Annotated in this window: 18 protein-coding genes; 10 read left to right on the top strand and 8 right to left on the bottom strand. The window is 73.2% G+C overall.

The genetic code is table 11. The features are described from left to right. Positions 1-172 precede the first annotated feature (172 nt). The 6 genes from B100_RS0130105 to B100_RS0130080 form a co-directional block, all read right to left on the bottom strand. Positions 173-2,206 (bottom strand): M4 family metallopeptidase, encoded by a 2,034-nt coding sequence (locus tag B100_RS0130105; RefSeq protein ID WP_024888095.1) that lies wholly within the window; start codon positions 2,204-2,206, stop codon positions 173-175. Between the two features lie 338 nt (positions 2,207-2,544). Next, positions 2,545-4,308, bottom strand: coding sequence for an ABC transporter ATP-binding protein (locus B100_RS0130100; protein ID WP_024888094.1), 1,764 nt, complete (start codon positions 4,306-4,308; stop codon positions 2,545-2,547). After that, positions 4,305-6,026 (bottom strand): ABC transporter ATP-binding protein, encoded by a 1,722-nt coding sequence (locus tag B100_RS0130095; RefSeq protein WP_024888093.1) that lies wholly within the window; start codon positions 6,024-6,026, stop codon positions 4,305-4,307. The genes B100_RS0130100 and B100_RS0130095 overlap by 4 nt, the downstream gene beginning before the upstream one ends. A 67-nt stretch (positions 6,027-6,093) precedes the next feature. After that, positions 6,094-6,978: a fructosamine kinase family protein gene (locus tag B100_RS0130090; protein ID WP_024888092.1), complete on the bottom strand. Its 885-nt coding sequence runs from the start codon at positions 6,976-6,978 to the stop codon at positions 6,094-6,096. A 71-nt stretch (positions 6,979-7,049) separates the two neighbouring features. Beyond that, positions 7,050-8,903 (bottom strand): ABC transporter ATP-binding protein, encoded by a 1,854-nt coding sequence (locus tag B100_RS0130085; protein WP_024888091.1) that lies wholly within the window; start codon positions 8,901-8,903, stop codon positions 7,050-7,052. Further along, the gene (locus B100_RS0130080; protein WP_024888090.1) at positions 8,900-10,687 is read right to left on the bottom strand and encodes an ABC transporter ATP-binding protein; all 1,788 of its coding nucleotides are present in this window, start codon (positions 10,685-10,687) and stop codon (positions 8,900-8,902) included. The genes B100_RS0130085 and B100_RS0130080 overlap by 4 nt, the downstream gene beginning before the upstream one ends. A 231-nt stretch (positions 10,688-10,918) precedes the next feature. Between B100_RS0130080 and B100_RS0130075 the strand changes: the two genes are divergently transcribed. The 4 genes from B100_RS0130075 to B100_RS0130060 all read left to right on the top strand — a co-directional run bounded on the left by B100_RS0130075 (position 10,919) and on the right by B100_RS0130060 (position 14,595). Continuing rightward, positions 10,919-11,821 carry an ABC transporter ATP-binding protein gene (locus tag B100_RS0130075; RefSeq protein ID WP_024888089.1) on the top strand — a complete coding sequence of 301 codons (903 nt, stop codon included), beginning with the start codon at positions 10,919-10,921 and terminating at the stop codon, positions 11,819-11,821. Continuing rightward, positions 11,818-12,567 carry an ABC transporter permease gene (locus tag B100_RS0130070; RefSeq protein ID WP_024888088.1) on the top strand — a complete coding sequence of 250 codons (750 nt, stop codon included), beginning with the start codon at positions 11,818-11,820 and terminating at the stop codon, positions 12,565-12,567. Before B100_RS0130075 ends, B100_RS0130070 begins: the two co-directional genes overlap by 4 nt. Before the next feature lie 77 nt (positions 12,568-12,644). After that, positions 12,645-13,901, top strand: coding sequence for a sensor histidine kinase (locus B100_RS0130065; protein ID WP_024888087.1), 1,257 nt, complete (start codon positions 12,645-12,647; stop codon positions 13,899-13,901). A gap of 49 nt (positions 13,902-13,950) precedes the next feature. Next, positions 13,951-14,595, top strand: a complete 645-nt coding sequence (locus tag B100_RS0130060; protein ID WP_024888086.1) for a response regulator transcription factor — start codon at positions 13,951-13,953, stop codon at positions 14,593-14,595. A gap of 24 nt (positions 14,596-14,619) precedes the next feature. Here the strand turns inward: B100_RS0130060 and glgX are convergent, their stop codons facing one another. Continuing rightward, on the bottom strand, positions 14,620-16,887 hold the full coding sequence (glgX, locus tag B100_RS0130055; protein ID WP_024888085.1) for a glycogen debranching protein GlgX: 2,268 nt from the start codon (positions 16,885-16,887) through the stop codon (positions 14,620-14,622). A gap of 187 nt (positions 16,888-17,074) precedes the next feature. Here glgX and B100_RS0130050 point away from each other — a divergent pair, with 187 nt between their 5' ends. From B100_RS0130050 to B100_RS0130040, 3 genes are all read left to right on the top strand, one after another. Next, positions 17,075-18,301: an Ig-like domain-containing protein gene (locus B100_RS0130050; protein ID WP_024888084.1), complete on the top strand. Its 1,227-nt coding sequence runs from the start codon at positions 17,075-17,077 to the stop codon at positions 18,299-18,301. Between the two features lie 176 nt (positions 18,302-18,477). Next, the gene (locus B100_RS0130045; protein ID WP_486585734.1) at positions 18,478-19,722 is read left to right on the top strand and encodes a L,D-transpeptidase; all 1,245 of its coding nucleotides are present in this window, start codon (positions 18,478-18,480) and stop codon (positions 19,720-19,722) included. Positions 19,723-19,808: 86 nt separating this feature from the next. After that, a complete protein-coding gene (locus tag B100_RS0130040) occupies positions 19,809-21,326 on the top strand; it encodes a hypothetical protein (protein ID WP_024888082.1) in 1,518 nt (505 codons plus the stop codon). Between the two features lie 29 nt (positions 21,327-21,355). On the opposite strand, the gene B100_RS37060 is transcribed toward B100_RS0130040, so the two are convergent. After that, on the bottom strand, positions 21,356-21,559 hold the full coding sequence (locus B100_RS37060) for a hypothetical protein (protein ID WP_024888081.1): 204 nt from the start codon (positions 21,557-21,559) through the stop codon (positions 21,356-21,358). 127 nt (positions 21,560-21,686) lie between these two features. Between B100_RS37060 and B100_RS0130025 the strand changes: the two genes are divergently transcribed. The 3 genes from B100_RS0130025 (at position 21,687) to B100_RS0130015 (ending at position 24,891) form a co-directional block, all read left to right on the top strand. Then, complete coding sequence (locus B100_RS0130025; RefSeq protein WP_024888080.1) at positions 21,687-22,454, top strand: enoyl-CoA hydratase-related protein; 768 nt, start codon at positions 21,687-21,689, stop codon at positions 22,452-22,454. A 284-nt stretch (positions 22,455-22,738) separates the two neighbouring features. Further along, the gene (locus B100_RS0130020) at positions 22,739-23,242 is read left to right on the top strand and encodes an ATP-binding protein (RefSeq protein WP_024888079.1); all 504 of its coding nucleotides are present in this window, start codon (positions 22,739-22,741) and stop codon (positions 23,240-23,242) included. A gap of 191 nt (positions 23,243-23,433) precedes the next feature. Next, positions 23,434-24,891: an aldehyde dehydrogenase family protein gene (locus tag B100_RS0130015; protein WP_024888078.1), complete on the top strand. Its 1,458-nt coding sequence runs from the start codon at positions 23,434-23,436 to the stop codon at positions 24,889-24,891. The last annotated feature ends 346 nt before the right edge of the window (positions 24,892-25,237 follow it).

The raw sequence follows: 25,237 nt of genomic DNA, 5'->3' as shown, positions 1-25,237 counted from the left end.
CAGGAGGGTGGGGTGATGTTGGCCGAAAGGTGATGTCCGAACGAATGGTGCGTGCGTGTGAACCCGCCTGACCTCGGTAAAGGCGCAACCCGGCGGATGTATGGGAACGGCAAAAAGCGGCGCCGCCCCGGGCGGTGTGAACCACCCGGAGCGGTGCCCTGACCACCGCTGTCTACGGGAAGGTCAGGCTCCAGCCGTTGATGTAGCCGGTGTCGTAGCGGGCCGTGTCCTGCACCCGCAGCCGCCAGGTGCCGTTGGCCGTCTCGGACGAGGCGTTGACCGTGTACGTCTCGTTGATGTTGTCCGCCGAGCCGCCGGTGCGGTTGCGCAGCCGGTACGCCGTGCCGTCCGGGGCCACCAGGTCGACGACCAGGTCACCGCTCCAGGTGTGCACGATGTCCACCGCGACCTGGAGGTTGCCGGGCGCGTTGCCGGTCCGGCCGGAGACGGTGATCGAGGACGTCACCGCGGCGCCGGCGTCCGGGATCGCCACGTCGGCGGTGTTCTCGAAGGTCGTGCCGCCGCCTCCGCCGCCGGAACGCGCGCCCACGTTGACGCCCGCCCACGCGTCCTGCACCGCCTTGTACTCGGCGCTGTCCGTGCCGTACAGCTCACCGGTGGCCGCCAGGGTGCCGGTGCGGGCGCCCGCGTAGTTGGTGGTCGAGGTGAACTTGGTGGTCAGCGCGCGGAACCAGATCTTCTCCGCCTTGGCGCGGCCGATGCCGGTGACCGGAAGGCCGTCCGACGTGGGCGAGTTGTAGGTCACGCCGTTGATGGTCTTGGTGCCGCTGCCCTCGCTGAGCAGGTAGAAGAAGTGGTTCGCCGGGCCCGAGGAGTAGTGCACGTCGACCGACCCGATGCCGGAGTACCAGCTGTCCTTGGACGCGCCGTCCTTGCTCGGCTTGTCCATGTAGCGCAGCGGCGTGCCGTCGCCGTTGATGTCGATCTCCTCGCCGATGAGGTAGTCACCGACGTCCTCGGGGTTGTTCGCGTTGAACTCCACCGCCGAGCCGAAGATGTCGCTGGTCGCCTCGTTCAGGCCGCCGGACTCGCCGCTGTAGACCAGGCGGGCGGTGACCGACGTCAGGCCGTGCGTCATCTCGTGGCCGGCCACGTCGATGGCGGTGAGCGGGTTGACGTTGCCCGAGCCGTCGCCGTAGGTCATGCAGAAGCAGCTGTCCTGCCAGAAGGCGTTGACGTAGTTGTTGCCGTAGTGGACCCGGGAGTAGGCGCCCACGCCGTCGCCGCGGATGCCGGAACGGCCGTGCACGTTCTTGTAGTAGTCCCAGGTCAGCGCCGCCCCGTAGTGGGCGTCGGCGGCGGCCGACTCCGCGTTCGACGGGGAGCCGTTGCCCCAGACGTCGTCCGGGCCGGAGAACAGCGTGCCGGTGCCGGAGCTGCCCCGGTTCAGGTTGTACGTCTTGTGGCCGCCGCGCGCCCCGTCGGTGAGGTTGTACGTCGACCCGGACTGGGTGGTCGTCAGGTCGACGGTGCCGCTGTAGACGGTGTGGCCGGTGCCGTTCTGCACGGCCTGCCACTCGAACAGCTTCTCGCCGGTGGTGGCGTCCGTGACCACGTGCAGTTCCTGCGGGGTGCCGTCGTGCTGGAGACCGCCGACGACCGTCTCGTAGGCCACGACCGGCTTGCCGTCGGCGGCCCAGACCACCTTGCGCGGGGCCCGGTCGACGTCCGCGCCCTCGGCCTTCGCGGCGGACAGGGCCTGCTGCTCGGCCTTCGCGGCCGGCACCTTCGCGGTGGTGGTGGCGGGCTTCACCGCGGCCCGGACGGCCTTGACGACGGAGTCGGCCTCGCCGGCGCGGTCGCCCTGGACGACCAGGTCGCCGCCGAGGACGGGCAGTCCGTCGTAGGTGCGCTCGTAGCGCACGTGCACGGTGCCGTCGCGGTCCTTGAGGACGTCGCGGACGACGAGCTTCTCCTTCGCGCCGAGACCGAGGTCACGGGCGGTCCGCGCGGTGCCGGCGCTCGCCTCGCGGATCAGCTCGGCGCGCTGGGCGGGGGTGAGCCTGACCGACTCCGCGCCCGGGGCGGCCGCGCCGGCGGCCCGGGGCGTCTGCTCCGGGGCGGCGGTGGCGGTGCCGGACTGCACGGCCGTGGCGATCAGCGCGGCCACCCCGGCGAGGGCGACGGCGGCGGCACGGCGGTGTGTGGCGTGGGGGGTGCGTCTGTGGGACGTCCTGCTTCTCAACGCTGACTCCTTCTGCGGGGCCGCGGGGTGCGCGGCCTGGGGAGACCGGTCGGCGGGTCAGCCGGCCGGGCAGAACGGAAGTGCTCTGAGCAGTGGCCGCCGGACAACAGGCAGACGAAGCTGTGGGGTTGCTGTGAAGCGACCGTGGGAAGAGTGGCAGGGGATCGCGGTTTCTGTCAGGAGCGCGTCAGAAAGTTGGCCGGAATCCGTTCGGTGTCCGGGAGACGGGGTTCGGTATACGAACGGGAGGGCGGGCGGCGGCCCGGGGCCCCGGCGGGCGGTGACTCGGGCGACGTGGGTCCGCCACCGTCACCCCGGACGGACCCGTGCCGCCGGCGCTACGGCGTGGTGGCCGGCCGGTCCCCGTGCCAGGACCGCCACAGCGCGGCGTACACCCCGTCCGCCGCCACCAGGGCGTCGTGCGTGCCGAGTTCGGAGAGCCGGCCGTCCTCCATCACCGCCACCCGATCCGCGTCGTGCGCGGTCTGCAGCCGGTGCGCGACGGCGATGACCGTACGGCCCCGGAGCACGGCGCCCAGCGCGCGCTCGGCGTGCCGGGCGGTCGTCGGGTCGAGCAGCGCGGTGGCCTCGTCGAGGATCAGAGTGTGCGGATCGGCCAGCACCACACGCGCCAGCGCCAGTTGCTGGGCCTGCGGGCCGTCCGTGGCGTGACCCCCCTCGCCCAGCTCGGTGTCCAGGCCGTGCGGCAGCTCCCGTACCCAGCCGTTCGCGCCCACCACGGTCAGCGCCGCCCACAACGCCTCGTCCCCGGCGGCCGGTTCGGCGATCCGCAGATTGTCCCGTACCGACCCCAGGAAGACGTGGTGCTCCTGGGTGACCAGCACCACCTGCCGGCGCAGCCGCTCCGGGTCCAGCGACGCCACCGGGACCCCGCCCACGGTCACGCTCCCGGCGGTCGGCGCGTCCACGCCCGCCAGCAGCCGGCTCAGCGTGGTCTTGCCCGCGCCCGACGGCCCCACCACCGCCAGCCGTTCGCCCGGCCGCACCGTCAGATCGACCCCGCACAGCACCTCGCCGCCCCCGTCGTACGCGTAGCGCACCCCGGTCACGTCGATGCGGTCCCCGTCCGGATCCGGACTGTCGCCCCGCTCCGCCGCGCGCGGCGCCAGCGCCAGCCCCTCCACACGCGCGAAGGAGGCGCCGCTGCTCTGCAGTTGCTCCAGCACCATCAGCACCTCGTCCAGCGGACCGGCGAGCTGCAGCAGGTACAGCGAGGTGGCCACCACGGCCCCGAGACTCACCGCGCCCTGCCCGTGCAGCCAGCCCCCGCACAGCAGCACCCCGGCCACCGGCACCACGTACGACACCTCGACCACGGGGAAGAACACCGAGCGCAGGTACAGCGTGCGGAACCGGGTGCGGCGGGAGGTCTCCAGCGCCTCGCGGCTCGCGCGCACCCGGCGCTCCTGGAGCCGGAACGCCTCCACCGTGCGGGCGCCCGACGCCGTCGACGCGACCACCTCCGCCACGTCCGAGTTCGCCGCCCCCTCGGCGAGATAGGCGCTGCGGGCCCGCCGCAGGTACCAGCGCAGCACCGGCCCGATCGGGGCGAGGCAGAGCAGGCCCAGCGCGCCCAGCAGCGGGTCCACCGCGAGGACCGCGCCCATGACGAACAGCGACTGCACCAGGTTGACCAGCAGGGACGGCCCGGCGTCCCGCAGCGTGGTGCCGACGGTGGTCACGTCGGCCGTGCCCCGCGTGGTCAGGTCGCCGGTGCCCGCCCGCTCCACCACGGCGGAAGGCAGCGCCAGCGCCCGGTCCACGAACCGCTCCCGCACCCGCGCCAGCGTCCGCTCCCCGAACCGGTGCCCCACGTAGCGGGCCCAGCGCGCCAGCAGCAACTGCGCCACCGCGCACGCCAGGATGACCGGCGCCAGCCGGTCCACCACCGCGGTCCCGCCGCCCGCCCGCACCTCGTCGACGATCCGCCCGAGCAGCCACGGCCCGGCCAGCCCCGCCAGGGCCGCCGCGCCGTTCAGCGCCAGCACACCCGCGAAGGCCCGCCGGTCCGCCCGCACCAGCTCCCCGGCCGCCCGGCGCACCTCGGCCCGCCCGGCCAGGGGAAGCCGCTCCCCGCTCATCCCGCCACCTCCTGCGCCGTGTCCCGTTCGGCATCCCTGGCCACCAGTTCGCGGTATCCCGCCTCGCCGTCCAGCAGTTCACGGTGGGTGCCGCCCGCCACCACCTTGCCGTCGACCAGGAAGAGCACCCGGTCGGCCCGGTCCAGCACCAGCGGAGAGCTGGTGGCCAGCACCGTCGTACGGCCCTCGCGCGCGGCACGCAGCCGGTCGGCGAGCAGGGCCTCGGTGTGCGCGTCGAGCGCCGAGGTCGGCTCCACCGCCAGCAGCACCTCCGGTTCGGCGAGCAGGGCCCGGGCCAGCCGGACCCGCTGCCGCTGCCCGCCGGACAGGCTGCGGCCCTGCGCGGACACCACCGAGTCCAGCCCGTCCGGCAGTCCGCGCACCACGTCGTCGGCGGCCGCCGCGTGCAGCGCGCCCAGCACCTCCTCGTCCGACGCCCCGCCCCGGCCGGCGACGACCTCGCGCAGCGGGCCGGCGAACAGCGCGGCCTCCGGGTCGGCGACCAGGATCCGCTCCCGCACCCGCGCGAGCGCGATCTCGTCCAGGCGGACCCCGCCCCAGGTGACGTCCGACGGCGTGTACCGGCCCAGCCGGTCCACCACGGCGAGCGCGTCGGCGGGCCGGGCGCACACCAGGGCGGTCAGCCGCCCCGGCAGCACCCGCACCCCGGACTCCGGGTCCTCCAGCGCGGACGGCTCGGACGGCGGGTCCGCGGTGGCCCGGTCGGCCGGCGGCTCCAGGCGCAGCAGCGCCGTCACCCGCCGGGCCGCCACCACGCCCCGGCTGAGCTGGTAACCGCACTCGATCAGGAACATCACGGGCCACACCAGGACGGTCACGTAGCCGTACACCGACACCAGTTCGCCCATGCTGATCTCGCCCTGCGCCGCCATCCGCGCCGCCATCCAGGTGACCACCGCGAGGAACAGCGTCGGCAGCCCCGCCGCGAGCGCCTGCATCCAGCTCGTCACGGCACCGACCCGGTACCCCTGCTCCCGCAGCCGCCCCGAGTCGCGGCGGAACGCGTCCGCGACCAGCCCCTTGCCGCCCAGCCCGCTCAGCACCCGCAGCCCGCCCGCCAGGTCCCCGATACGCGCGGTCAGCACACCCTGCCGCTCCCGGTACTCCGTCTCGGTGCCCTGGAGCCGCCCGCTCAGCGGTCCCACGACCAGCCCGATCACCGGAACCCCCAGCAGCACCACCAGGGCCAGCGCCGGCGACACCGTCAGCAGCAGCCCCGCGACCACCGCGTACGCCACGACCGCGCCGATGCCCGGTCCGACGGCGGTGAGCGACTGGGCGATCACCTGCACGTCACCCACCCCGATGGTCACCACCTCCCCGGCCGCCGTCCGCCGCTCGAGCGCCGCGCCGAGCCTCACCGTGTGCCCGACGACCACCTTCACCGTGCGGAAGTTGGCGTCCATCCGGACCAAGGTCATCGTGCGGTGCCGCATGAGGCCCAGCCAGGCGTTGAAGGCGCTCACCAGGACCAGGGCGCCCGTCCAGCCCGCCAGCACGCCCATGTCGCCCGTCTGCAGCCCGTCGTCCACGGCCCGCGCCATCAGGTACGGCGTCGCCGCCAGCAGCACCATCCAGGCACTGCCGTACACCGCCCCCGCCGCGCACCGCCCCGGCTGCTGCCGCACCAGCCACCACAGGTACCGCGCCCCGCCCCGCCGGTCGGGCGTGCCCGGATCCTCGTACGCGTCGATCACGTGTGGTTCCTCCCCCGTGCGGCCTGCCGGCCGAAGTCCGTTGCGTCGTCCAGCCGCTCCGTCGTCCTCACGGACGCTTCCGGAACGGGGCGAGCGTGGCGCGCACGAGATCGGCGGCGCCCCAGTCCGGCTCGAACTGCGCGACGACGGCGAGATGCTGACGCAGTTGCAGGACCGGCATCCGCTCGCGCCAGCCGGCGTCGAGCCCGGTCAGCTCCGCGTACCGTTCGAAGAACACCCGTGCCTCGGGCGGCGGCGAGGTCGTCCACAGGTGGGCCAGGTCGACCTCGGCCCAGGTGTACGACACGGCCGGGTCGATCAGCGCGGGCCGGCCGTCCGGGGCGGCCATCACGTTCTGCGTCCACAGGTCGCCGTGCGTCAGGCAGGCGGGCGCGGCCGGCAGCAGCTCGGGCAGACGGTCGCACAGCCGCTCCAGCGCCGCCCGGTCCTCGGCGTCGAGCGCCTGGCGGACCCGCGGTTCGCCGAGCCAGCGCAGCAGCCGGTGCCGGGCGAAGAACTCGAACCCGTCGTCGGTCCAGGTGTTGACCTGCCGGCGCCGGCCCAGCCAGTTGTCCCGGTGCCAGCCGAACCGGTCGTGCCGTGTGGTGGTGTGCAGCCGGGCGAACGCGTGTGCGCACTCCTCCCAGAACGCCTCCGTGTCCGGCCGGGGACGCAGCGCCGACAGCACGAGCAGGTTCCGGTCCGCCAGGACGACGTCGGGCGTGGCGACGCCGCCCGCCTCGCGCAGCACCGCCAGCCCCTCCGCCTCGGCGGCGAAGGCGTCGTCGGACGGCGGCTCGCCGAACGCCTTGACGAACAGCGGCGTGCCGTCCGCGCGGCGGGCGAGGCCCGCGGTCGCGGCGAGGCCCCCGACGGCCGGCTCGACCGCCACGACGTCCGTCAGACCGGCCGCGTGGAGACGTGCGCGCAGCATCGACGTCGCCTCGGTCATGGGTGTGCTCCTCTCGGTCGGTCTCCCGCCGCGGCCCCGGAAGCGGGCGCGGCGGCTCTCGGGGCGGGGCGTCAGGCCAGGCTGTCCCGCCATGCCCGGTGCAGGTCCGCGAACCGGCCCGTGCCGGCGATCAGTCCGGCCGGGCTGCCGTCCTCCACGACGCGGCCCCGCTCCATCACCAGCACCCGGTCCGCGATCTCCACGGTGGACAGCCGGTGCGCGATCACCACCGCGGTACGGCCCCGCAGCACCGTGGCCATGGCCCGCTGCACCGCCCTCTCCCCGGGGACGTCCAGCGAACTGGTCGCCTCGTCCAGGATCAGCACCGCCGGGTCCGCGAGCAGCGCCCGCGCGAACGCCACCAGCTGGCGCTGACCGGCCGAGATACGGCCGCCCCGCTTCCGGACGTCGGTGTCGTAGCCGTCGGGCAGCGCCGTGACGAAGTCGTGCGCGCCGATCTCCTTGGCCGCCTGCTCGATCTCCTCCCGGGTGGCCTCCGGACGCCCGATCGAGATGTTCTCGGCGACCGTGCCGGAGAACAGGAACGCCTCCTGGGTCACCATCACCACCTCGCGCCGCAGATCCCGTCCTGTCAGGTCGCGCAGGTCCACCCCGTCGAGCAGCACCCGCCCGTCGGTGGGGTCGTAGAACCGGGCGAGCAGCTTGGCCAGGGTCGACTTGCCGGCGCCGGTGGACCCGACGACCGCGACGGTCTGCCCGGCCGGCAGGGTGAGGGCGAAGCGGGGCAGCACCTCACCGCCGGTGCGGTACGCGAACCGCACGTCGTCGAAGACCACGTCCCGGCCGGGCAGACCGGTGCGCCGCGCCGGCAGCTCACGGGGCGCCGCCGGCTCGGGCACGGACGGGGTCTGCGCCAGCAGTCCGGCGATCTTCTCCAGCGAGGCCGCCGCCGACTGGTAGGAGTTCAGGAACATGCCCAGCCGGTCGATCGGGTCGTACAGCCGCCGCAGGTACAGCACCGCCGCCGCCAGCACACCGAGCGCCAGCGTGTCCTCGGCGACCCGGTAGGCGCCCCACAGCACGATCAGCGCGACGGTGGTGTTGGCGGTCGTCCGGGAGCCGACCACGTAGCGGGCCATCTCCACCAGCGCGTCGCCGTTGGTCCGCTCGTGCCGCCGGTTCAGCACCGCGAAGTCGGCGTCGTTGGCGTCCTCGCGGCGGAAGGCGCGCACCGGCCGGATGCCGTTCATCGTCTCGACGAACTTCACGATCACCGCGGCGATCGCCGTCGACCGCTTGCGGTACACCTGCCCGGCCCGCCGCCGGTACGACCGCACCAGCAGGTACAGCGGCACGAACGACGCCACCGCCACCGCGCCGAGCCCCAGGTCCAGCCACAGCAGCAGCACCGAGATGTACACGGCGGACAGGATGACCATGACCAGTTCCTGCAGGCCCTCCTCCAGCAGCTCCCGCAGCGACTCGACGTCGGTGGTGGAGCGGGAGATGATCCGGCCCGAGGTGTAGCGCTCGTGGAAGTCCACGCTCAGCGCCTGCGCGTGGCGGAAGATCCGGCCGCGCAGGTCCAGCAGCACGTCCTGGCTGACCCGGGCGGAGGCGGTGACGAACAGGTACTGCAGCCCGCCGGCCGCCGACGCGCACAGCAGATAGCCCGCCCCGACCGCGATCAGCGGCCCGTGGTCGGAGGCGCGGAACGCGGGCACGGCCCGGTCGATCGCGTACGCCACCAGCAGCGGGCCGGCCTGTACGGCGGCTTGCTGGAGCAGCAGCAGCAGCGCGGTCACCGCGACCCGGCCGCGCATCGGCGCGAGCAGGGAGCGCAGCAGCGTGCCGGTGGCGCCCGGGGGAGTGGGTAGCACGTCCCGGTCGAAGGGGTCGCCGGACTCCTGAGGTGTCCGGTCGTCGTCCTCGTCCCGGACGGGTGCGGTGGTGGCCGCGGTCATCGCAGGTCCTCCTGTTCCCCCGCCGGGTCGCCGGACATGAGGTGGGCGTACTCGGGGTTGCCGCGCAGCAGTTCGTGATGGGTGCCGACCGCGGTGATCCGCCCGCCGGAGAGCAGCGCGACGCGGTCGGCGAGCAGGACCGTGGACGGGCGGTGCGCCACGATCAGCCCCGTGGTGTCGGCGAGCACCCGGCGCAGCGCGGCCTCGACCGCGGCCTCGGTGTGCACGTCCAGCGCGGACAGCGGGTCGTCCAGCACCAGGAAGTCGGGCTGCCCGACGACGGCCCGGGCGAGCGCGAGGCGCTGCCGCTGCCCGCCGGAGAGGCTGAGGCCCTGTTCGCCGACCTGGGTGCCGGTGCCCTGGGGCAGGGCGTGGGCGAAGTCGGCCTGGGCGACGGACAGGGCGCGCGTCAGGTCCTCCTCGCCGCTGCCGCCGCCCATCAGGACGTTCTCGCCGACGCTCGCGGAGAACAGGGTGGGCTCCTCGAAGGCCACGGCGACCTTGGAGCGCAGTTCCTCCCGGGACATCGCGGTGATGTCCTGCCCGTCGAGGGTGATGCGCCCCTCGGTGACCTCGTGCAGCCGTGGCACGAGCGCCGTGAGCGTCGTCTTGCCGCTGCCGGTCGCCCCGACCAGCGCGAGCGACTCCCCGGGGCGGATGTGCAGGTCGACGCGGTCCAGCACGGGGGGCGACCCCTCGGGGGCGTCGGGGTAGCGGAAGGTGACGTTCTCGAACCGCAGCCCGCCCTCCCGGGGCCGGCCGCGTCCCCCGGCGGACGCCGTGGCCTTCGACTCCGGCTCGGCGTCCATCACCTCGAAGTACCGCTCGGTGGCCGTCGCCGCCTCCTGGCTCATCGCCAGCAGGAAGCCGATCGAGTCCACCGGCCAGCGCAGCGCCAGCGCCGTGGACAGGAACGCCACCAGCGTGCCCGCCGACAGGGCGCCGTCCGCCACTCGCACGGCGCCCAGCACCAGCGCCGCCCCGACGGCCAGTTCGGGCAGCGTCACGATCACGCCGAGGATCGTCGCCAGCAGCCGGGCCTTGTGCAGCTCCGTGCCGCGCAGCTGTCCGGAAAGCTCGCGGAACGCGCGCGCCTGGGTGCGGTGCCGGCCGAAGCCCTTGATGATGCGGATGCCGAGGACGCTCTCCTCGACGACGGTCGTCAGGTCTCCCACCTGGTCCTGGGCGAGCCGCGCCGCACGCGAGTACCGCTTCTCGAACACCACGCAGGTGATCAGCAGGGGCACGGCGGGCACCAGGACGACCAGCCCCAGCGTCCAGTCCTGGACCAGCATGATCATCACGCCGACCAGGATCGTCACCCCGTTGACCAGCAGGAAGGTCAGCGGGAAGGCGAGGAACATGCGCAGCAGCATCAGGTCCGTGGTGGCCCGGGACAGCAACTGCCCCGAGGGCCAGCGATCGTGGAAGGCGATCGGCAGCCGCTGCAGATGCCGGTACAGGTCCGCCCGCATCTCCGCCTCGACGTGCGACAGCGGCCGGGCGACCAGCCAGCGCCGGAACCCGAACAGCAGCGCCTCCGCGAGCCCGAGCAGCAGCAGGTACAGGGCGCCGAGCCACACCCCCGCCGGGTCGCGGTCGGCGATCGGACCGTCGACCATCCACTTGAGCACGAGCGGGATGACCAGCCCGATGCAGGACGCCAGGACGGCGATGAACGCGGCGGTGAACAGGCGCGTCCGCACCGGCCGCACGTACGGCCACAGCCGCAGCAGCGTCCGCACGGTGGAGCGGGGTTCCCGGGGAGAAGGTGTAGTGGACATCAGCAGTGAGAGTACGGTTCGCCACTGACGCTGCCCACCGAGTTTCGGCCCGGTCGGCCTCGGTCATGGGTCCTACGACCGGCGGGGCCGGAAGCCCGTACACGGGGGAAACGGCGGCCGGACGCCCGCGCGGACCGGGGGGTCGTACCACTCCATCAGCCGATCGGACGATGCGCGGTCGAGCGGGACGGCCGATGCCGGCGCGTCCCGCCCGCCGGAACACTGACCGTCATGTCCGTCATCGACGTCACCGACCTGCGCAAGGCCTACGGCGGCCGGCCCGCCGTCGACGGTGTCTCCTTCACCGTCGAGGAGGGCGAGATCTTCGGGATCCTCGGCCCCAACGGCGCCGGCAAGACCACCACCGTGGAATGCGTCGAGGGGCTGCGTGTCCCCGACGCCGGCCGGGTCCGGGTCACCGGCCTGGACCCCGTCGCCGACCACGACCGGGTCACCCGCATCCTCGGCGCCCAGCTCCAGCAGAGCGAGCTGCAGCCCAAACTGACCGTCCGCGAGGCCCTGGAGCTGTACGCCTCCTTCCACCCCCGGCCCGCCGACTGGCGCCCGCTCGCCGAACGGCTCGGCCTCACCGTGAAGCTGGACGCCCGGTTCGGGAAGCTGTCCGGCGGCCAGAAGCAGCGGCTGTTCATCGCGCTCGCCCTGATCGGCAACCCGCGCATCGTGGTGCTGGACGAGCTGACCACCGGTCTCGACCCGCGCGCCAGGCGCGACACCTGGGAGCTCATCGAGGACGTCCGCGCGGGCGGCGTCACCGTGCTCCTCGTCACCCACTTCATGGAGGAGGCCCAGCGCCTGTGCGACCGCATCGCGGTCATCGACAAGGGGAGGGTCGCCGCCCTGGACACCCCGGCGGGGCTCATCCGGCGCTCGGCGGGCGCCACCGTCATCAGCTTCACCCCGTCCGCCCCGCTGGACGACACCGACCTCGGCGCGCTGCCCGGGCTCGCCTCCGTCGCCCGCAGGGACGGCCGGATCACCCTGTCCGGCACCGACGACACGGTCAACGCCGTCCTCACCCTCCTCGCCCGCTCCCGCGTCACCGCCCACCAGCTGCGCGTCACCGACGCCACCCTGGACGACGCCTTCCTGGACCTCACGGAGACCACGGCATGAGTACCGCCCTCGTCAACACCGCAGTCCTCAAGACCGAGTTGAAGCTCTTCCGGCGGGAACCCGGCGGCATCTTCTGGATCATGCTCTTCCCGACCCTGCTGCTGGCGATCCTGGGCTCCATCCCGTCCTTCCGGGAGGCCGACCCCGCCCTCGGCGGGCTGCGCCCGGTCGACGCCTACGTCCCGGTCGCCGTCCTCCTCGGGCTGATCATCGGCGGGCTCCAGGGCATGCCGCCCACCCTCACCGGCTACCGGGAGACCGGCATCCTGCGCCGGATGTCGACCACACCGGTCCGCCCCTCCGCGCTGCTCACCGCGCAGATGCTGGTGCTCGGCGCCGCCTCGCTGGTCTCCGCCGTGCTCAGCCTCGCCGTCGGCCGGATCGCCTTCGACGTGGCCCTGCCCCGGCAGCCGCTCGGCCACCTGCTCGCCCTGCTGCTCGCCCTGCTCGCCTCGCTGGCCCTCGGCGCGCTGGTGAGCGCCCTGTCCCGCACCGCGAAGATCGCCACCGCCATCGGCTCCACCACGCTGTTCCCGACCATGTTCACCGCCGGCGTGTGGCTGCCGGTCGAGGCCATGCCGGACCTGATGGCCGACATCGTCGGCTGGACCCCGTTCGGCGCCGCCGCGCAGGCCCTCGACGCGGCCGCGGCGGGCGACTGGCCGGGCACGGGCCACCTCGCCGTGACGGCGGGCTGGGCGGTGCTGCTCACCGCGGCGGCGGTGCGCTGGTTCCGCTGGGAGTGACGGCCGCACCGACAGCCGGAACGACGGCCGGTACGACGACCCCGGAAGGACGGACGGACGTGGCCGACAATGACACCATGACGGAATCGGCCCGACTCGAGGACCGCTGGGCGGTGTTCGACCGCTGGGGCCCCTACGGACTGCTGGTGCTGGGCGCCGTGCTGGCCTGGGCGACCGCCGACGCCCTCGGCATGAGCCCCGGCGAACGGCGGGCCGCCGGAGCGCTCGTCGCCGGGGCCGTGGCCGTGGAGCTGTGGTGGGGCGTGCGGTCACGCACCCGGCCGCCCGGACCGTCCGCGGCGGGCATCCGGCAGTACACCCTGCGCTGGGGCATCGGCTTCGCCCTCACCTGGCTCAACCCGCTGTTCGCCTTCTACGCCGTCATCGGCTACTTCAGCACCGAGCGCCTGCTGCCGCGTTCGCTGCGCAAGGCGGGCCTGTGCGCCACCGCCGTGACCCTGGCCGGTTCCCAGTCGGGCGGACTGCCCCCGCACGACGGGCTCGGCTGGACGCTCTTCGGGGCCCTGCTGGCCGCCAACGGCCTCCTGGTCCTGCTCTTCGGGCACTTCGCCGACCTGGAGGAGGACCGCGGCCGGGCCCGCCTGGAGACCATCTCCGAACTGGAGCGCACCAACACCGCGTTGCAGCAGGCCCTTGACGAGAACGCCGCCCTGCACTCCCAGCTCCTCGTCCAGGCGAGGGAGGCCGGGGTCGCCGACGAGCGCCGGAGGCTGGCCGCAGAGATCCACGACACCCTGGCCCAGGGGCTCACCGGCATCATCGCGCAGCTCCAGGTCACGGCGAACACCCCCGACCCGGCCGCGGCCCGCGTTCACCTGGACCGGGCCCTAGCCCTGGCCCGCGAGAGCCTCGGTGAGGCCCGCCGCTCCGTGCACAACCTGTCCCCGGTCGCGCTGGCCGACGGCGGACTGCCCGAGGCGCTGAAGCGGACCGTCACCGAATGGGGCGAACGCACCGACGTGCGCGCGGAGTTCACGGTCACCGGGACCGCCGAGCCGCTGCACGACGAGATGGCGGCCACCCTGCTGCGCATCGCCCAGGAGGCCCTGTCCAACACGGCACGGCACGCGCGGGCCGGCCGGGCCGGCGTCACCCTCTCCTACATGGGGGACGAGATCATCCTCGATGTCCGCGACGACGGGCGCGGGTTCGACCCGCTCGCCCTCCCCGCCCGCACCTCCGCCGGCGGCTTCGGCCTCGACGGCATGCGGGCCCGCGCCGAACGCGTCGCCGGGTCCCTCACCGTGGAGTCCGAGCCCGGCGGCGGCACGGCGGTCTCGGCTCGCGTACCGTTGGTCCGCCATGACCCATGACGCCGTGTCCGAAGAGGCCGTGTCCGCGAAGGGTGTGTCCGCAGAAGCCGTGTCCGAAGAGGCCGTGATCTCCCTGCTGGTCGTCGACGACCACCCGGTCGTACGGGACGGCCTGCGCGGCATGTTCGAGTCCGCGCCCGGGTTCCGCGTCCTCGGCGAGGCGGCCGACGGCGCGGCGGCGCTGGAGCGGGCGGAGGCGCTGGACCCCGACGTGATCCTCATGGACCTGCGGATGCCCGGCACGGGCGGCGTGGAGGCCATCCGGGAGCTGACCCGCAGCGGCGCCCGCGCCCGGGTCCTCGTGCTGACCACGTACGACACCGACTCCGACACCCTCCCCGCGATCGAGGCCGGTGCCACCGGCTATCTGCTCAAGGACGCGCCGCGCGAGGAACTGTTCGCCGCCGTCCGGGCCGCCGCCGAGGGCCGTTCCGTGCTGTCCCCGGCCGTCGCCTCCCGTCTGGTGTCCGCCGTCCGCGCGCCCCGCACCCCCGGCGGCGAACCGCTCTCGGCGCGCGAGAGGGAGGTGCTGGCGCTGGTCGCCAAGGGCACCTCCAACCGGGAGATCGCCCGCGAGCTGTTCATCAGCGAGGCCACGGTCAAGACGCACCTCACCCACATCTTCGGCAAGCTCGGCGCCAAGGACCGGGCGGCCGCCGTGGCGGTGGCGTACGACCGGGGCATCCTCGGCTGACGGCTCGCCGCCGGACGCCGGCCGTCAGGGCAGCACCCGCAGCAGCAGCACCGACCGCCCCGGCACGGTGACCGGCGCCCCCGCGCGGTGCACCACGGCGGGAGCGCCGTCCTGCTCCTCCCGCGCGGTGTCGACGACCACCTCGTACCGCTCCGCCCAGGGCGCGCCCGGCAGCACGAAGTCGACCGGGTCCGCGCCCGCGTGCAGGACGGCCAGGAAACTGTCGTCGACGACCGGCGCCCCCTCCTCGTCGCGCCCCGGGATGTCGCGCCCGGAGAGGTACATGCCGAGGCTCGCGGCCGGGGCGTACCAGTCGCCCTCGGTCATCTCCCGGCCGTGCGGGGTGAACCAGGCGAGGTCGCGCAGCCCGTCCGCGGAGTGCGCCCGGCCGGAGAAGAACGAGCGGCGGCGCAGCACCGGGTGCCGGTGGCGCAGCGCGATCAGCCGCGAGGTCAGCTCCAGCAGCGGCCGCCACTCCGGGTCGTCCCGCAGGCTCCAGTCCACCCAGCCGGTCTCGTTGTCCTGGCAGTAGGCGTTGTTGTTGCCGCGCTGGGTGCGGCCCATCTCGTCGCCGGCCACCAGCATGGGCACACCGGTCGACAGCAGCAGCGTGGTCAGCAGGTTCCGTAGCTGCCGCCGTCGCAGCGCGCGGACGTCCCCGTCGTCCGTCTCGCCCTCCGCGCCGCAGTTCCAGGACCGGTTGTCGTCCGTGCCGTCGCGGTTCCCCTCGCCGTTGGCCTCGTTGTGCTTGCGGTCGTACGACACCAGGTCGCGGAGGGTGAAACCGTCGTGCGCGGTGACGAAGTTGACCGAGGCGTACGGCCGCCGCCCACCCCAGGCGTACAGGTCGCTGGACCCGGACAGCCGGTAGCCCATCTCCCGCACGTCCGGCAGCGCGTGCCGCCAGAAGTCCCGCACGGCGTCCCGGTAGCGGTCGTTCCACTCCGTCCACAGGGGCGGGAAGGCGCCCACCTGGTATCCGCCGGACCCGACGTCCCAGGGTTCCGCGATCAGCTTCACCCGGCGCAGCACCGGGTCCTGCGCGATCACCGCGAGAAAGGGGGACAGCATGTCGACGTCGTGCATGGAACGGGCCAGCGCCGCCGCCAGGTCGAAGCGGAAGCCGTCGACGCCCATCTCCGTCACCCAGTAGCGCAGCGAGTCCGTGATCAGCCGCAGCACGTGCGGCTGCACCACGTGCAGGGTGTTGCCGCAGCCGGTGTAGTCGGCGTAGCGGCGGGCGTCCGGCTGGAGCCGGTAGTAGCCGCGGTTGTCGACGCCCTTCAGCGACAGCGTGGGACCCAGCTCGCCGGCCTCGGCGGTGTGGTTGTAGACGACGTCGAGGATCACCTCGATGCCGGCCGCGTGCAGGGCGCGCACCATCCGCTTGAACTCGCCGACCTGCTGCCCGGCCGTCCCGGAGGCCGCGTAGGCCGCGTGCGGGGCGAAGTAGCCGATCGAGTTGTAACCCCAGTGGTTGCGCAGGCCCCGGCGCAGCAGGTGGTCCTCGTGCGCGAACTGGTGCACCGGCAGCAGCTCGACCGCCGTGACCCCCAGCCTCACCAGGTGCTCGATCGCCGCCGGGTGCGCCAGCCCGGCATAGCTGCCGCGCAGTTCCTCCGGGACGCCCGGGTGCCGCATGGTGAAGCCGCGCACGTGCAGCTCGTAGATCACCGAGTCGGCCCACGGGGTCTTCGGGCGGCGGTCGTCCGCCCAGTCGTCGTCGTCATGGACGACGACCCCCTTCGGCACGAACGGCGCCGAGTCCCGGTCGTCGCGCACGGTGTCCGCGACATGCTGCTCCGGCCAGTCGCGCACATGCCCGTACACCTCGGGCGGCAGCCCCCCGAAGTCGTTGCCCGCGGGGTCGTCCACCGCGCGGGCGTACGGGTCGAGCAGCAGCTTCGCCGGGTTCCAGCGGGCGCCGGTCCACGGGTCCCAGCGGCCGTGCACCCGGTAGCCGTAGCGCCGGCCGGGCAGCACACCCGGCACGAAGCCGTGCCAGATGCCGTGCGTCAGCTCGGTCAGCCGGGCCCGGCTCTCCCGGCCCCGCTCGTCGAACAGACACAGCTCCACGCCCTCCGCGCCGCCCGCCCAGAGCGCGAAGTTGGTCCCCGCCACCCCGTCCGGGCCGGTGCGGAACCGGGCGCCCAGCGGCGTCGGCCGGCCCGGCCGGACGGGCACCGTGGGCACGGGCGGCGCCGGCCGCGCGCCGTTCACGACGACGGCCGGGCGCCCGTCCCCGGTGGCCCGCTCTGCGGCCACCGCCTCCTGCTCGGCTGCGCTGGACACCTGTCAGCCTCCCGCGGCTCGTGGGGGACGACGGCGGACAGGGGAGCCACGGCCCGTGCGGCTCCGGCCGTGGCTCCCCGGTGCGTCGTCCTCCCCACAGTTCTGCCCAGAGCGTGCCTCGCACTCACGTTTCCCCGAGGGGCGGCATGGTCGTTTCCCGGAGGCGACGCCAGTCGTTGGGTACCGCGTGATGCACGTACAAGGGCGCGCACGGCGCGCGAGGGCCGCGCTGGCCGTCGTCATGGCATGGGCAGGACTGCTGACCGGAACCGCCGGATGCAGCTCGGAGGGCCCCGTCACCGGGGCGTACGGGCCGCCGGGGCGCGGGGAGACCATCCAGGTGGCGCCGCGCGACGGCAGCACCGACGTCCGCCCCGACGGACGGCTGCGGGTCCGGGTGGCGGAGGGCCGGCTGGAGTCGGTGAAGGTGGTGGTCTCGCAGGACGCGCGCGAGTCACCGGTCCCGGGCCGCGTCGCCGACGACGGGCGGACCTGGAAGCCCGACGAGAAACGGCTGGCGCTCGCCGCCAAGTACACGGTCGACGTGGTCGCCGTGGACGGCGCGGGACGCCGTGCCGCCCGGCACACCACGTTCACCACCCACGTCCCGGCGGAACGCTTCATCGGCTACGTCGCCCCCGAGGACCGGTCCACCGTCGGCACCGGCATGATCGTCTCCCTGGAGTTCAACCGGAAGATCACCCGCCGGGCCGCCGTGGAACGCGCGATCCGGGTCACCGCCCGCCCCGCCGTCGAGATCCGGCCCCACTGGTTCGGCTCCACCCGCCTCGACTTCCGGCCCGAGGACCACTGGAAGCCCGGCACCAAGGTCACCGTCGACCTGAACCTGCGCGACGTCGAGGGCGCGCCCGGCGTCTACGGCCTCCAGCACCGCACCTTCACCTTCACCGTCGGCCGCAGCCAGGTGTCCGTGGTCGACGCCGCCGCGCACACCATGCGGGTACGGCGGGACGGGGAGCTGCTGGCCACCGTTCCGATCACGGCGGGCGCGGCCAGGACGCCCACGTACAACGGCAAGATGGTGATCACCGAGATGCTCGAGGTCACCCGCATGAACAGCCGCACGGTCGGCTTCGGCGGCGAGTACGACATCCCCGACGTCCCGCACGCCATCCGGCTGACCAGCTCCGGCACCTTCCTGCACGGCAACTACTGGGCCGCGCCGGAGGTGTTCGGCAGCGGCAACGTCAGCCACGGGTGCGTGGGCCTGCGCGACGTGAAGGGCGGCGGCGCGGACACCCCGGCGGGCTGGTTCTTCGACCGCAGTCTCATCGGTGACGTCGTCGAGGTCGTCAACAGCAAGGACCGGACGGTGGCACCGGACAACGGCCTCGGCGGCTGGAACATGAACTGGAAGGACTGGAAGGCGGGCGGCGCGGTGAACCGGCGCTGACCGCACCCCTCCCGGCGGGCCGCACCGCACCCCTTCCGGCGGGCCGTTGAACTTGGAACGGAACGGTGACAAAACCGCCGCCTTCCAGGCCCCTGGCCAGTGGTTACCATTCGCCGTGTGCGCGAGGGGCGCGCTGGGGGGCCGGGTCCGGCCAGACCCGCCGAGGGGAGAAACAAGTGAACGTGGGGCCGATATCGGGGGCGTCGGTGGGCGCGCGGCACGGGGGCAGGAAGCTCGCGGCGCTGGCACTCGGGGTGATGCTGGCGGTCACCGCCTGCGGGGGCGGGGGATCGGAGCCGGGCTCCGACGGGGGCGACGGCAAGGGCAAGGGCAAGGACTCCACGGCGGCGCGGAGCGCGCAGTCCGAGGCGGCGGTCACCATCGCACCGGAGAACGGCGCCAAGTCGGTCGCGACCAGCGGCGCTCTGAAGGTGACGGCCGCCAAGGGCAAGCTCACCGAGGTCGTCGTCAAGAACCCGGACGGCAAGGCGGTCGGCGGGGCGATATCGGGCGACGGCGCCAGCTGGACGCCGTCCACCCACCTGGCCGCCTCCACCACCTACACGGTGCACGCGGTCGCCAAGGACGCCGAGGGCCGCACCACCGCCGAGGACTCCCGCTTCACCACGCTGACGCCGGAGAACACCTTCATCGGCCACTTCACCCCCGAGGACGGCTCCACGGTCGGCGTCGGGATGCCGTTCTCCCTCCGCTTCACCCGGGGCATCACCAACCCCGAGGACGTCGAGAAGGCCATCCGCATCACCACCGTGCCGGCCGTCGAGGTCGAGGGCCACTGGTTCGGCAACGACCGCCTCGACTTCCGCCCCGAGACGTACTGGAAGGCCGGCACCAAGGTCACCGTCGACCTCAACCTCGACGGCGTCGAGGGCCGCGACGGCGTCTACGGCAAGCAGGCCAAGACCGTCTCCTTCACCGTCGGCCGCAGCCAGGTCTCCGTGGTGGACGCGAAGAAGCACACCATGAAGGTGATGCGGGACGGCAAGCTGCTCAAGAAGATCCCGGTCACCACCGGCGCCCCGGGCTACGAGACCTGGAACGGCAAGATGGTCATCAGCGAGAAGCTGACGGTCACCCGGATGAACGGCGACACGGTCGGCTACGGCGGCGAGTACGACATCAAGGACGTGCCGCACGCGATGCGCCTGTCCACCTCCGGCACCTTCATCCACGGCAACTACTGGGGCGGCGACGCCTTCGGCAACAGCAACGAGAGCCACGGCTGCGTGGGGCTGCGCGACGTGCGTGGCGGCTGGGACAAGAAGGCACCGGCGGCCTGGTTCTTCGACAACTCGCTGATCGGCGACGTGGTCGAGGTCAAGAACAGCGACGACGCGGTGATCGCGCCGGACAACGGCCTCAACGGCTGGAACATGTCCTGGGAGAAGTGGAAGGCGTAACCGTCCACGGGGCACCTGGTGCCCGAACGGCGACGGCGGGGTCCTGCGACCCCGCCGTCGCTTGTTCTCTCAGTCAGGATGCTCCTGTGAACCATGTCCTGTGCGGGCTTGCCGCCAACGTGAGCCTGCCGTCCGAGCTGGTCGACCGTCTGATCGCGGTCGCGGACGAGGAGATCGCCGCGGACCTCGCTCATCGGGCGGACCTCTCTCACGCGCAGGCGGTGGCGCTGGCCTCGCGTGTCGAGGAGAGCGCGGCAAGGCTCGCGTACGCAGGCCGGCTGACCGCCGCGGACATCGATCCCGTGACACAACCGGACGCCGCGCTCGCCCTGCTCGCCGAGCGCGCCGGACACCCGGAGTGGGGGCGTCTCTTCGCGGAGGACCCGGACGCCGAGCGCCGGGAGAGGCTGGCCGGCTGTCCCGGCCTTCCGGCCGATGTGGTGGAGACGCTGGCCGCCGACTCGGACGTACGGGTCGTCGCGGAACTCGCGTTGTGGACGACACCGGAGTTGGCCACCCGACTCGCCACGCATCCGCATGCCGAGGTCCGCCGCACGGTGGCGGCCAACGAGGCGACGCCCTCGGCCGTCCTGGCGGCGCTGCTCACCGGTGAGGGGCTGCCTCCCGCACGGCGGTGCCTGGTCTGCGACCGTGAGGAGGTGCCGTTCGCGCACGATCCGCAATGCCCGCGACGCGACTGCGACCTGCCGTCCGGCGCCTCCTGCGACGGCTCCCACGAGTCCGCCAGGCACGAGACGCAGCTCATGGCGATCCGGAACCCGGCCACACCCACCGAAGCCGTCGTCGGCTTCGCCGACCACCCCTCGCTGCTGCTGCGCTGGGCGCTCGCCGGCCGTCCCGATCTGCCGTCGCGGGTCCACGCCCGACTCGCCGCGGACGCGCATTCCGGCGTACGAGCCGACCTCGCCGAGAATCCGGCGATCGACGAGTCTCTGATCCGCGTACTGGCCACCGACCGTGAGCACGAAGTCCGACGCCGGCTCGCCCACAAGCCCCGCGTACCGCTCGACGTACTGACCCACCTCGCCGGCACCACCCGAATCGGCGCCACCCTGCTGCCCCGGATCGCCTCCGCGTCCCCCGACGAGGCCGAGAAGCTGGCCGGATCGCCGAACCCGGCCGCGCGGATGCTCTTGGCCCGGCGACGGGACATGCCACCCGCCCTGCGCGACGCGCTGGCCGCCGACTCCGACGCGAAGGTGGTCAAGTCCGTCGCCCCGCACCCGGGCCTCTCGGAGAGCCAACTGCGCACCATGCTCGACCGGCACGGAGTCCAGGTCGCCGCCGAGGTGGCCGCCAACCCGGACGCGACGGCAACCCTCCTGGAGGATCTCGTCCGCCGTCGGCCAACGGCACGGAAGGCGCTCCGCGAGATCGCCAGGCACCCCCATGCGTCGGCACCGGCACTGCTCGCCTGCCTGGCGGACCCACGGGCGAGACCCCTGGCAGCCGCCCACGCTGCCCTCCCGCCTCCGATCATCGAGCAGCTGCTCACCGACGCCGACTGGCGAGTGGCGGAGGCGGCAGCCGCCAATCCCTCGCTGCCGCACGCGGTGATGTCGGATCTGCTGTCCCGACGGTAGCCCTGGCCGGAGCCCACACCACCGTCGGCTCAGTCAGGCGTGAACTCGTACCGCAGCTCGTACAGATGGCCCGCGTCGCGCTCACCGGTGACGGCCCCCTCGTCCGTATCGAGGTGCGCGACAGTGGTGGTGGGAGCCCGCAGGCGAGGGACGCGGAGGTGGACGACTGCGGAGGCGGAGGACTTCACCTCGTCCTGGCTCTCGCCGACGATTTCGGTGTGGCGCCGCACCATCCCGGTAGAACCGTCCGGGCGGTGCCGAAGATGGACTGCACCGAACCGCGGCTCCGTGAGGGCGTCATCGACGCCGGGTCGGCGCCCACGGTGCCCTCGGGTGTGAACGGCCGCTAACCTGCGGGGCATGACCGTACATCTCGAAGTCGCCGAGGGCGTCGGCACGCTGCGCCTGGACCGCCCGCCCATGAACGCGCTGGACGTCGCCACGCAGGACCGTCTGAAGGAGCTCGCCGAGGAGGCCACGCGCCGCGAGGACGTGCGCGCCGTGGTGATCCACGGCGGCGAGAAGGTGTTCGCGGCGGGCGCGGACATCAAGGAGATGCAGGCCATGGACCACGCGGCGATGGTCCTGCGTGCCCGTGCCCTGCAGGACTCCTTCACCGCCGTGGCCCGTATCCCCAAGCCGGTCGTCGCGGCCGTCACCGGCTACGCCCTCGGCGGGGGCTGCGAGCTCGCCCTCTGCGCCGACTACCGGATCGCCGGGGAGAACGCCAAGCTCGGTCAGCCGGAAATCCTGCTCGGCCTGATCCCGGGCGCCGGCGGCACCCAGCGGCTGTCCCGGCTGATCGGCCCGTCCAAGGCCAAGGACCTGATCTTCACGGGCCGGCAGGTCCGCGCCGACGAGGCACTGGCCCTGGGCCTGGTGGACCGGGTGGTCCCCGCCGACGAGGTCTACACCCAGGCGCACGCCTGGGCCGCGAAGCTGGCCCAGGGGCCGGCGATCGCTCTGCGGGCCGCCAAGGAGGCCGTCGACACCGGGCTGGAGACGGACATCGACACCGGCCTCGCCATCGAGCGCAACTGGTTCGCGGGCCTGTTCGCCACGGAGGACCGCGAGCGCGGCATGCGCAGCTTCGTGGAGGAAGGCCCGGGCAAAGCGAAGTTCCTGTGACGAGCTGTTGAAATCCCCGTACACACCTTGCAATTGACGGCATGTCTGATCCGGGCCCCTCGGTGGAACGCATTATGGGAGCCTTAACGCGCCCTTAAGCCGTATCCGTCGAGGGAGCCCGTCGATTGCCCGAGTGTGAGTCGTTGTCGCAGGTCGAGCAGGCCGTCGGAGCCGCCGACATGCCTTTGGCATATGTCGTGGGCCCGCGGTCGGGCGGGGGCGCACGGGGGGCGTATTCCCCTGGAACGGCCCCTGGTGGCTCCGGGCCCCGCCATGATGGGGTCATGGCGGGGCTGGAGGGCATGGAACAGCCGCGGGGAGACGGGCGCGCCATCGCGTCGCGCTGGTCGCCGACGGTCGAGGACGAACGTGCGGTGCGGGCACTGGAGTTGTACGGGGACCCGGCGGAGGGTGAAGTTCCGCTCCCGTCCCTTCCCGAGTCCGCCGCCACCGCCCGCCGTCTGGTGCAGATCGTCGTCCTGCGCCGCTGGGGCCTGACCGCGAAGATCACCGAGGACGCCGTCCTGCTGGTCTCGGAACTCATCGGCAACGCCGTCCGACACACCGGTGCCCGTGCCTTCGGTCTGCGCATGCGCCACCGGCGCGGCTGGATCCGCGTCGAGGTCCGTGACCCGTCCAGGGCCCTGCCCTGCCTCATGCCGGTGCAGGAGATGGACATCAGCGGCCGCGGCCTCTTCCTCGTCGACAAGCTCGCCGACCGCTGGGGCGTCGACCTCCTCTCCCACGGCAAGACCACCTGGTTCGAAATGCGGGTCTCCGACCGCTGAATCCCGCAGTCCGCACCAGGCCGGCCAACACCCCACACACCGACAGCCCCCTCCCGGCGTCGGTACTGACGTCAGCGGGCCGTCGGCCGGATGTCAGTCAGCTGACGGAGGCTGTCGGTACGGTGGCCGAGCCATTCTCGTGGAGACAGCGAAACCGCCCGGTACTTGGGCGGGACCACGAGGAGCGGACCATGAACACCATCGCGCAGCACTGGATCAACGGACGGTGGACCGGCTCCGGCTCGGTCCTGGAATCGATCAATCCGGCCGACGGCACCGTCGTCGGCTCGTTCTACGACGGTGGCGAGGCGGAGGCCTCGGCCGCCGTGGACGCCGCCGCCGCCGCGTTCGAGACCACCGAATGGGCGCGCACCCCCTCGCTCCGGGCGACCGCGCTCAGCCGGCTGGCCGACGCCCTTGAGGCCCGGGTACCGGAGGTCGCGGCCATGTTGTCCCGGGAGAACGGCAAGCTGCTGGGTGAGACCACGTGGGAGGTCAGCGGTGCGGTCGGGTGGCTGCGGTACGCGGCGGCGTCCGCCCGCACCCAGACCGCCGGGCGCGCCGCCGAGACGGCACCCGGCCAGTACACCCACTCGGTGCCCGAGCCGCTCGGTGTCGCCGGGATCATTTCTCCCTGGAACTCCCCCATCATGCTGACCGTGCGGGCACTGGGCCCGGCACTGGCCGCCGGCTGCACCGTCGTGGTCAAGCTTCCGGCTCAGACGGCGCTGACCAATGAGCTTTTCGCGCAGGTCCTGGCCTCGGTCCCGGAGATCCCGCCGGGCGTGGTCAGCGTGTTCACCGAGTCCGGCAACACCGGGGCCCCGTTCCTGGTCTCCTCGGACAAGGTCGCCGTGATCAACTACACCGGCAGTACGCCGGTCGGGCGCCGCATCGCGGCCGCGGCCTCCACCACGCTCAAGCGGCTCGGTCTGGAACTGGGCGGCAAGGCGCCGATGGTGATCCTTCCCGACGCCGATCTGGACATGGTGATCCCGACCGTGGTGCAGTCGCTGGTGATGATGAACGGGCAGTTCTGCTGCACCGGCTCCCGTGTACTGGTTCACCGGGACATCGCCGACCAGGTGCGCACCCGGCTCACCAGCGCCCTCGCGCAGGTGCGGCTCGGCTCGGGCGACGACGAGAAGGCCCAGCTCGGCCCGGTGATCGACCGGGCGTCCGCCCAGCGGGTGGACGCGATCGTCGAGGAAGCCGCCTCGTACGGCACGGTGCTGCTGCGCGGCGGTGTGGTCACCGACGGCCCCCTGGCTGCCGGGGCGTTCTACCGGCCGAGCCTGATCGAGGTGGACCGCACCGACGTCCGGATCGTGCAGGACGAGGTCTTCGGTCCGGTCCAGACGTTCGAGATCTTCGACGACGAGGACGACGCCGTGACCAAGGCGAACGCCACCATCTACGGCCTGGCCGCCTCGGTGTTCAGCTCGGACTCGATGAAGGCCCGCCGGATCGCCCGGCGCATCCGCACCGGCACCGTGTGGATCAACACCTGGGGAGCCATCAGCGAGGACTTCGAGGAGGGCGGCGTCAAGGGAAGCGGCTACGGCTACCTGTGCGGCCCGCGGGCGATCGAGGAGTTCCAGGCCCTCAAGGTGTACGTGGAGCAGGACCACACCCAGTCCGCTCACTGATCGGATCATCACCTGGCCCGGCGCCCACCCGGGCGCCGGGGAGCCCTCCCGCACAGGACGGGTGCTCCATGGCCTCGATTCCGATCACCGGAGCGACGAACGCTCTTGGTCCCGCTCTGGCTGAGGAGCTTGCGGAAGCCAGGCACCCGTCGCTTCCGCACGGTCGTGACCCGCAGCGACGGGCGCCGGTCGCGCAACGTTTCGGGGCCGGCCTGTGCTGCCCACCCGGCAACCGCTGCCGCTGCCGCTGCCGCTGCCGCTGCCGCAACCGCTGCCGCTGTTGCGCGCGGGCAGCCCATCACGCAGCGCCGACGTCGCCTCGGTCGTGCGGGAACCGCTGGCGGCA

This window comes from Streptomyces sp. CNH189, assembly GCF_000527195.1.
Note: the sequence above shows the minus strand (reverse complement) of the source record. Positions and strands in the feature narration are given on the sequence as shown.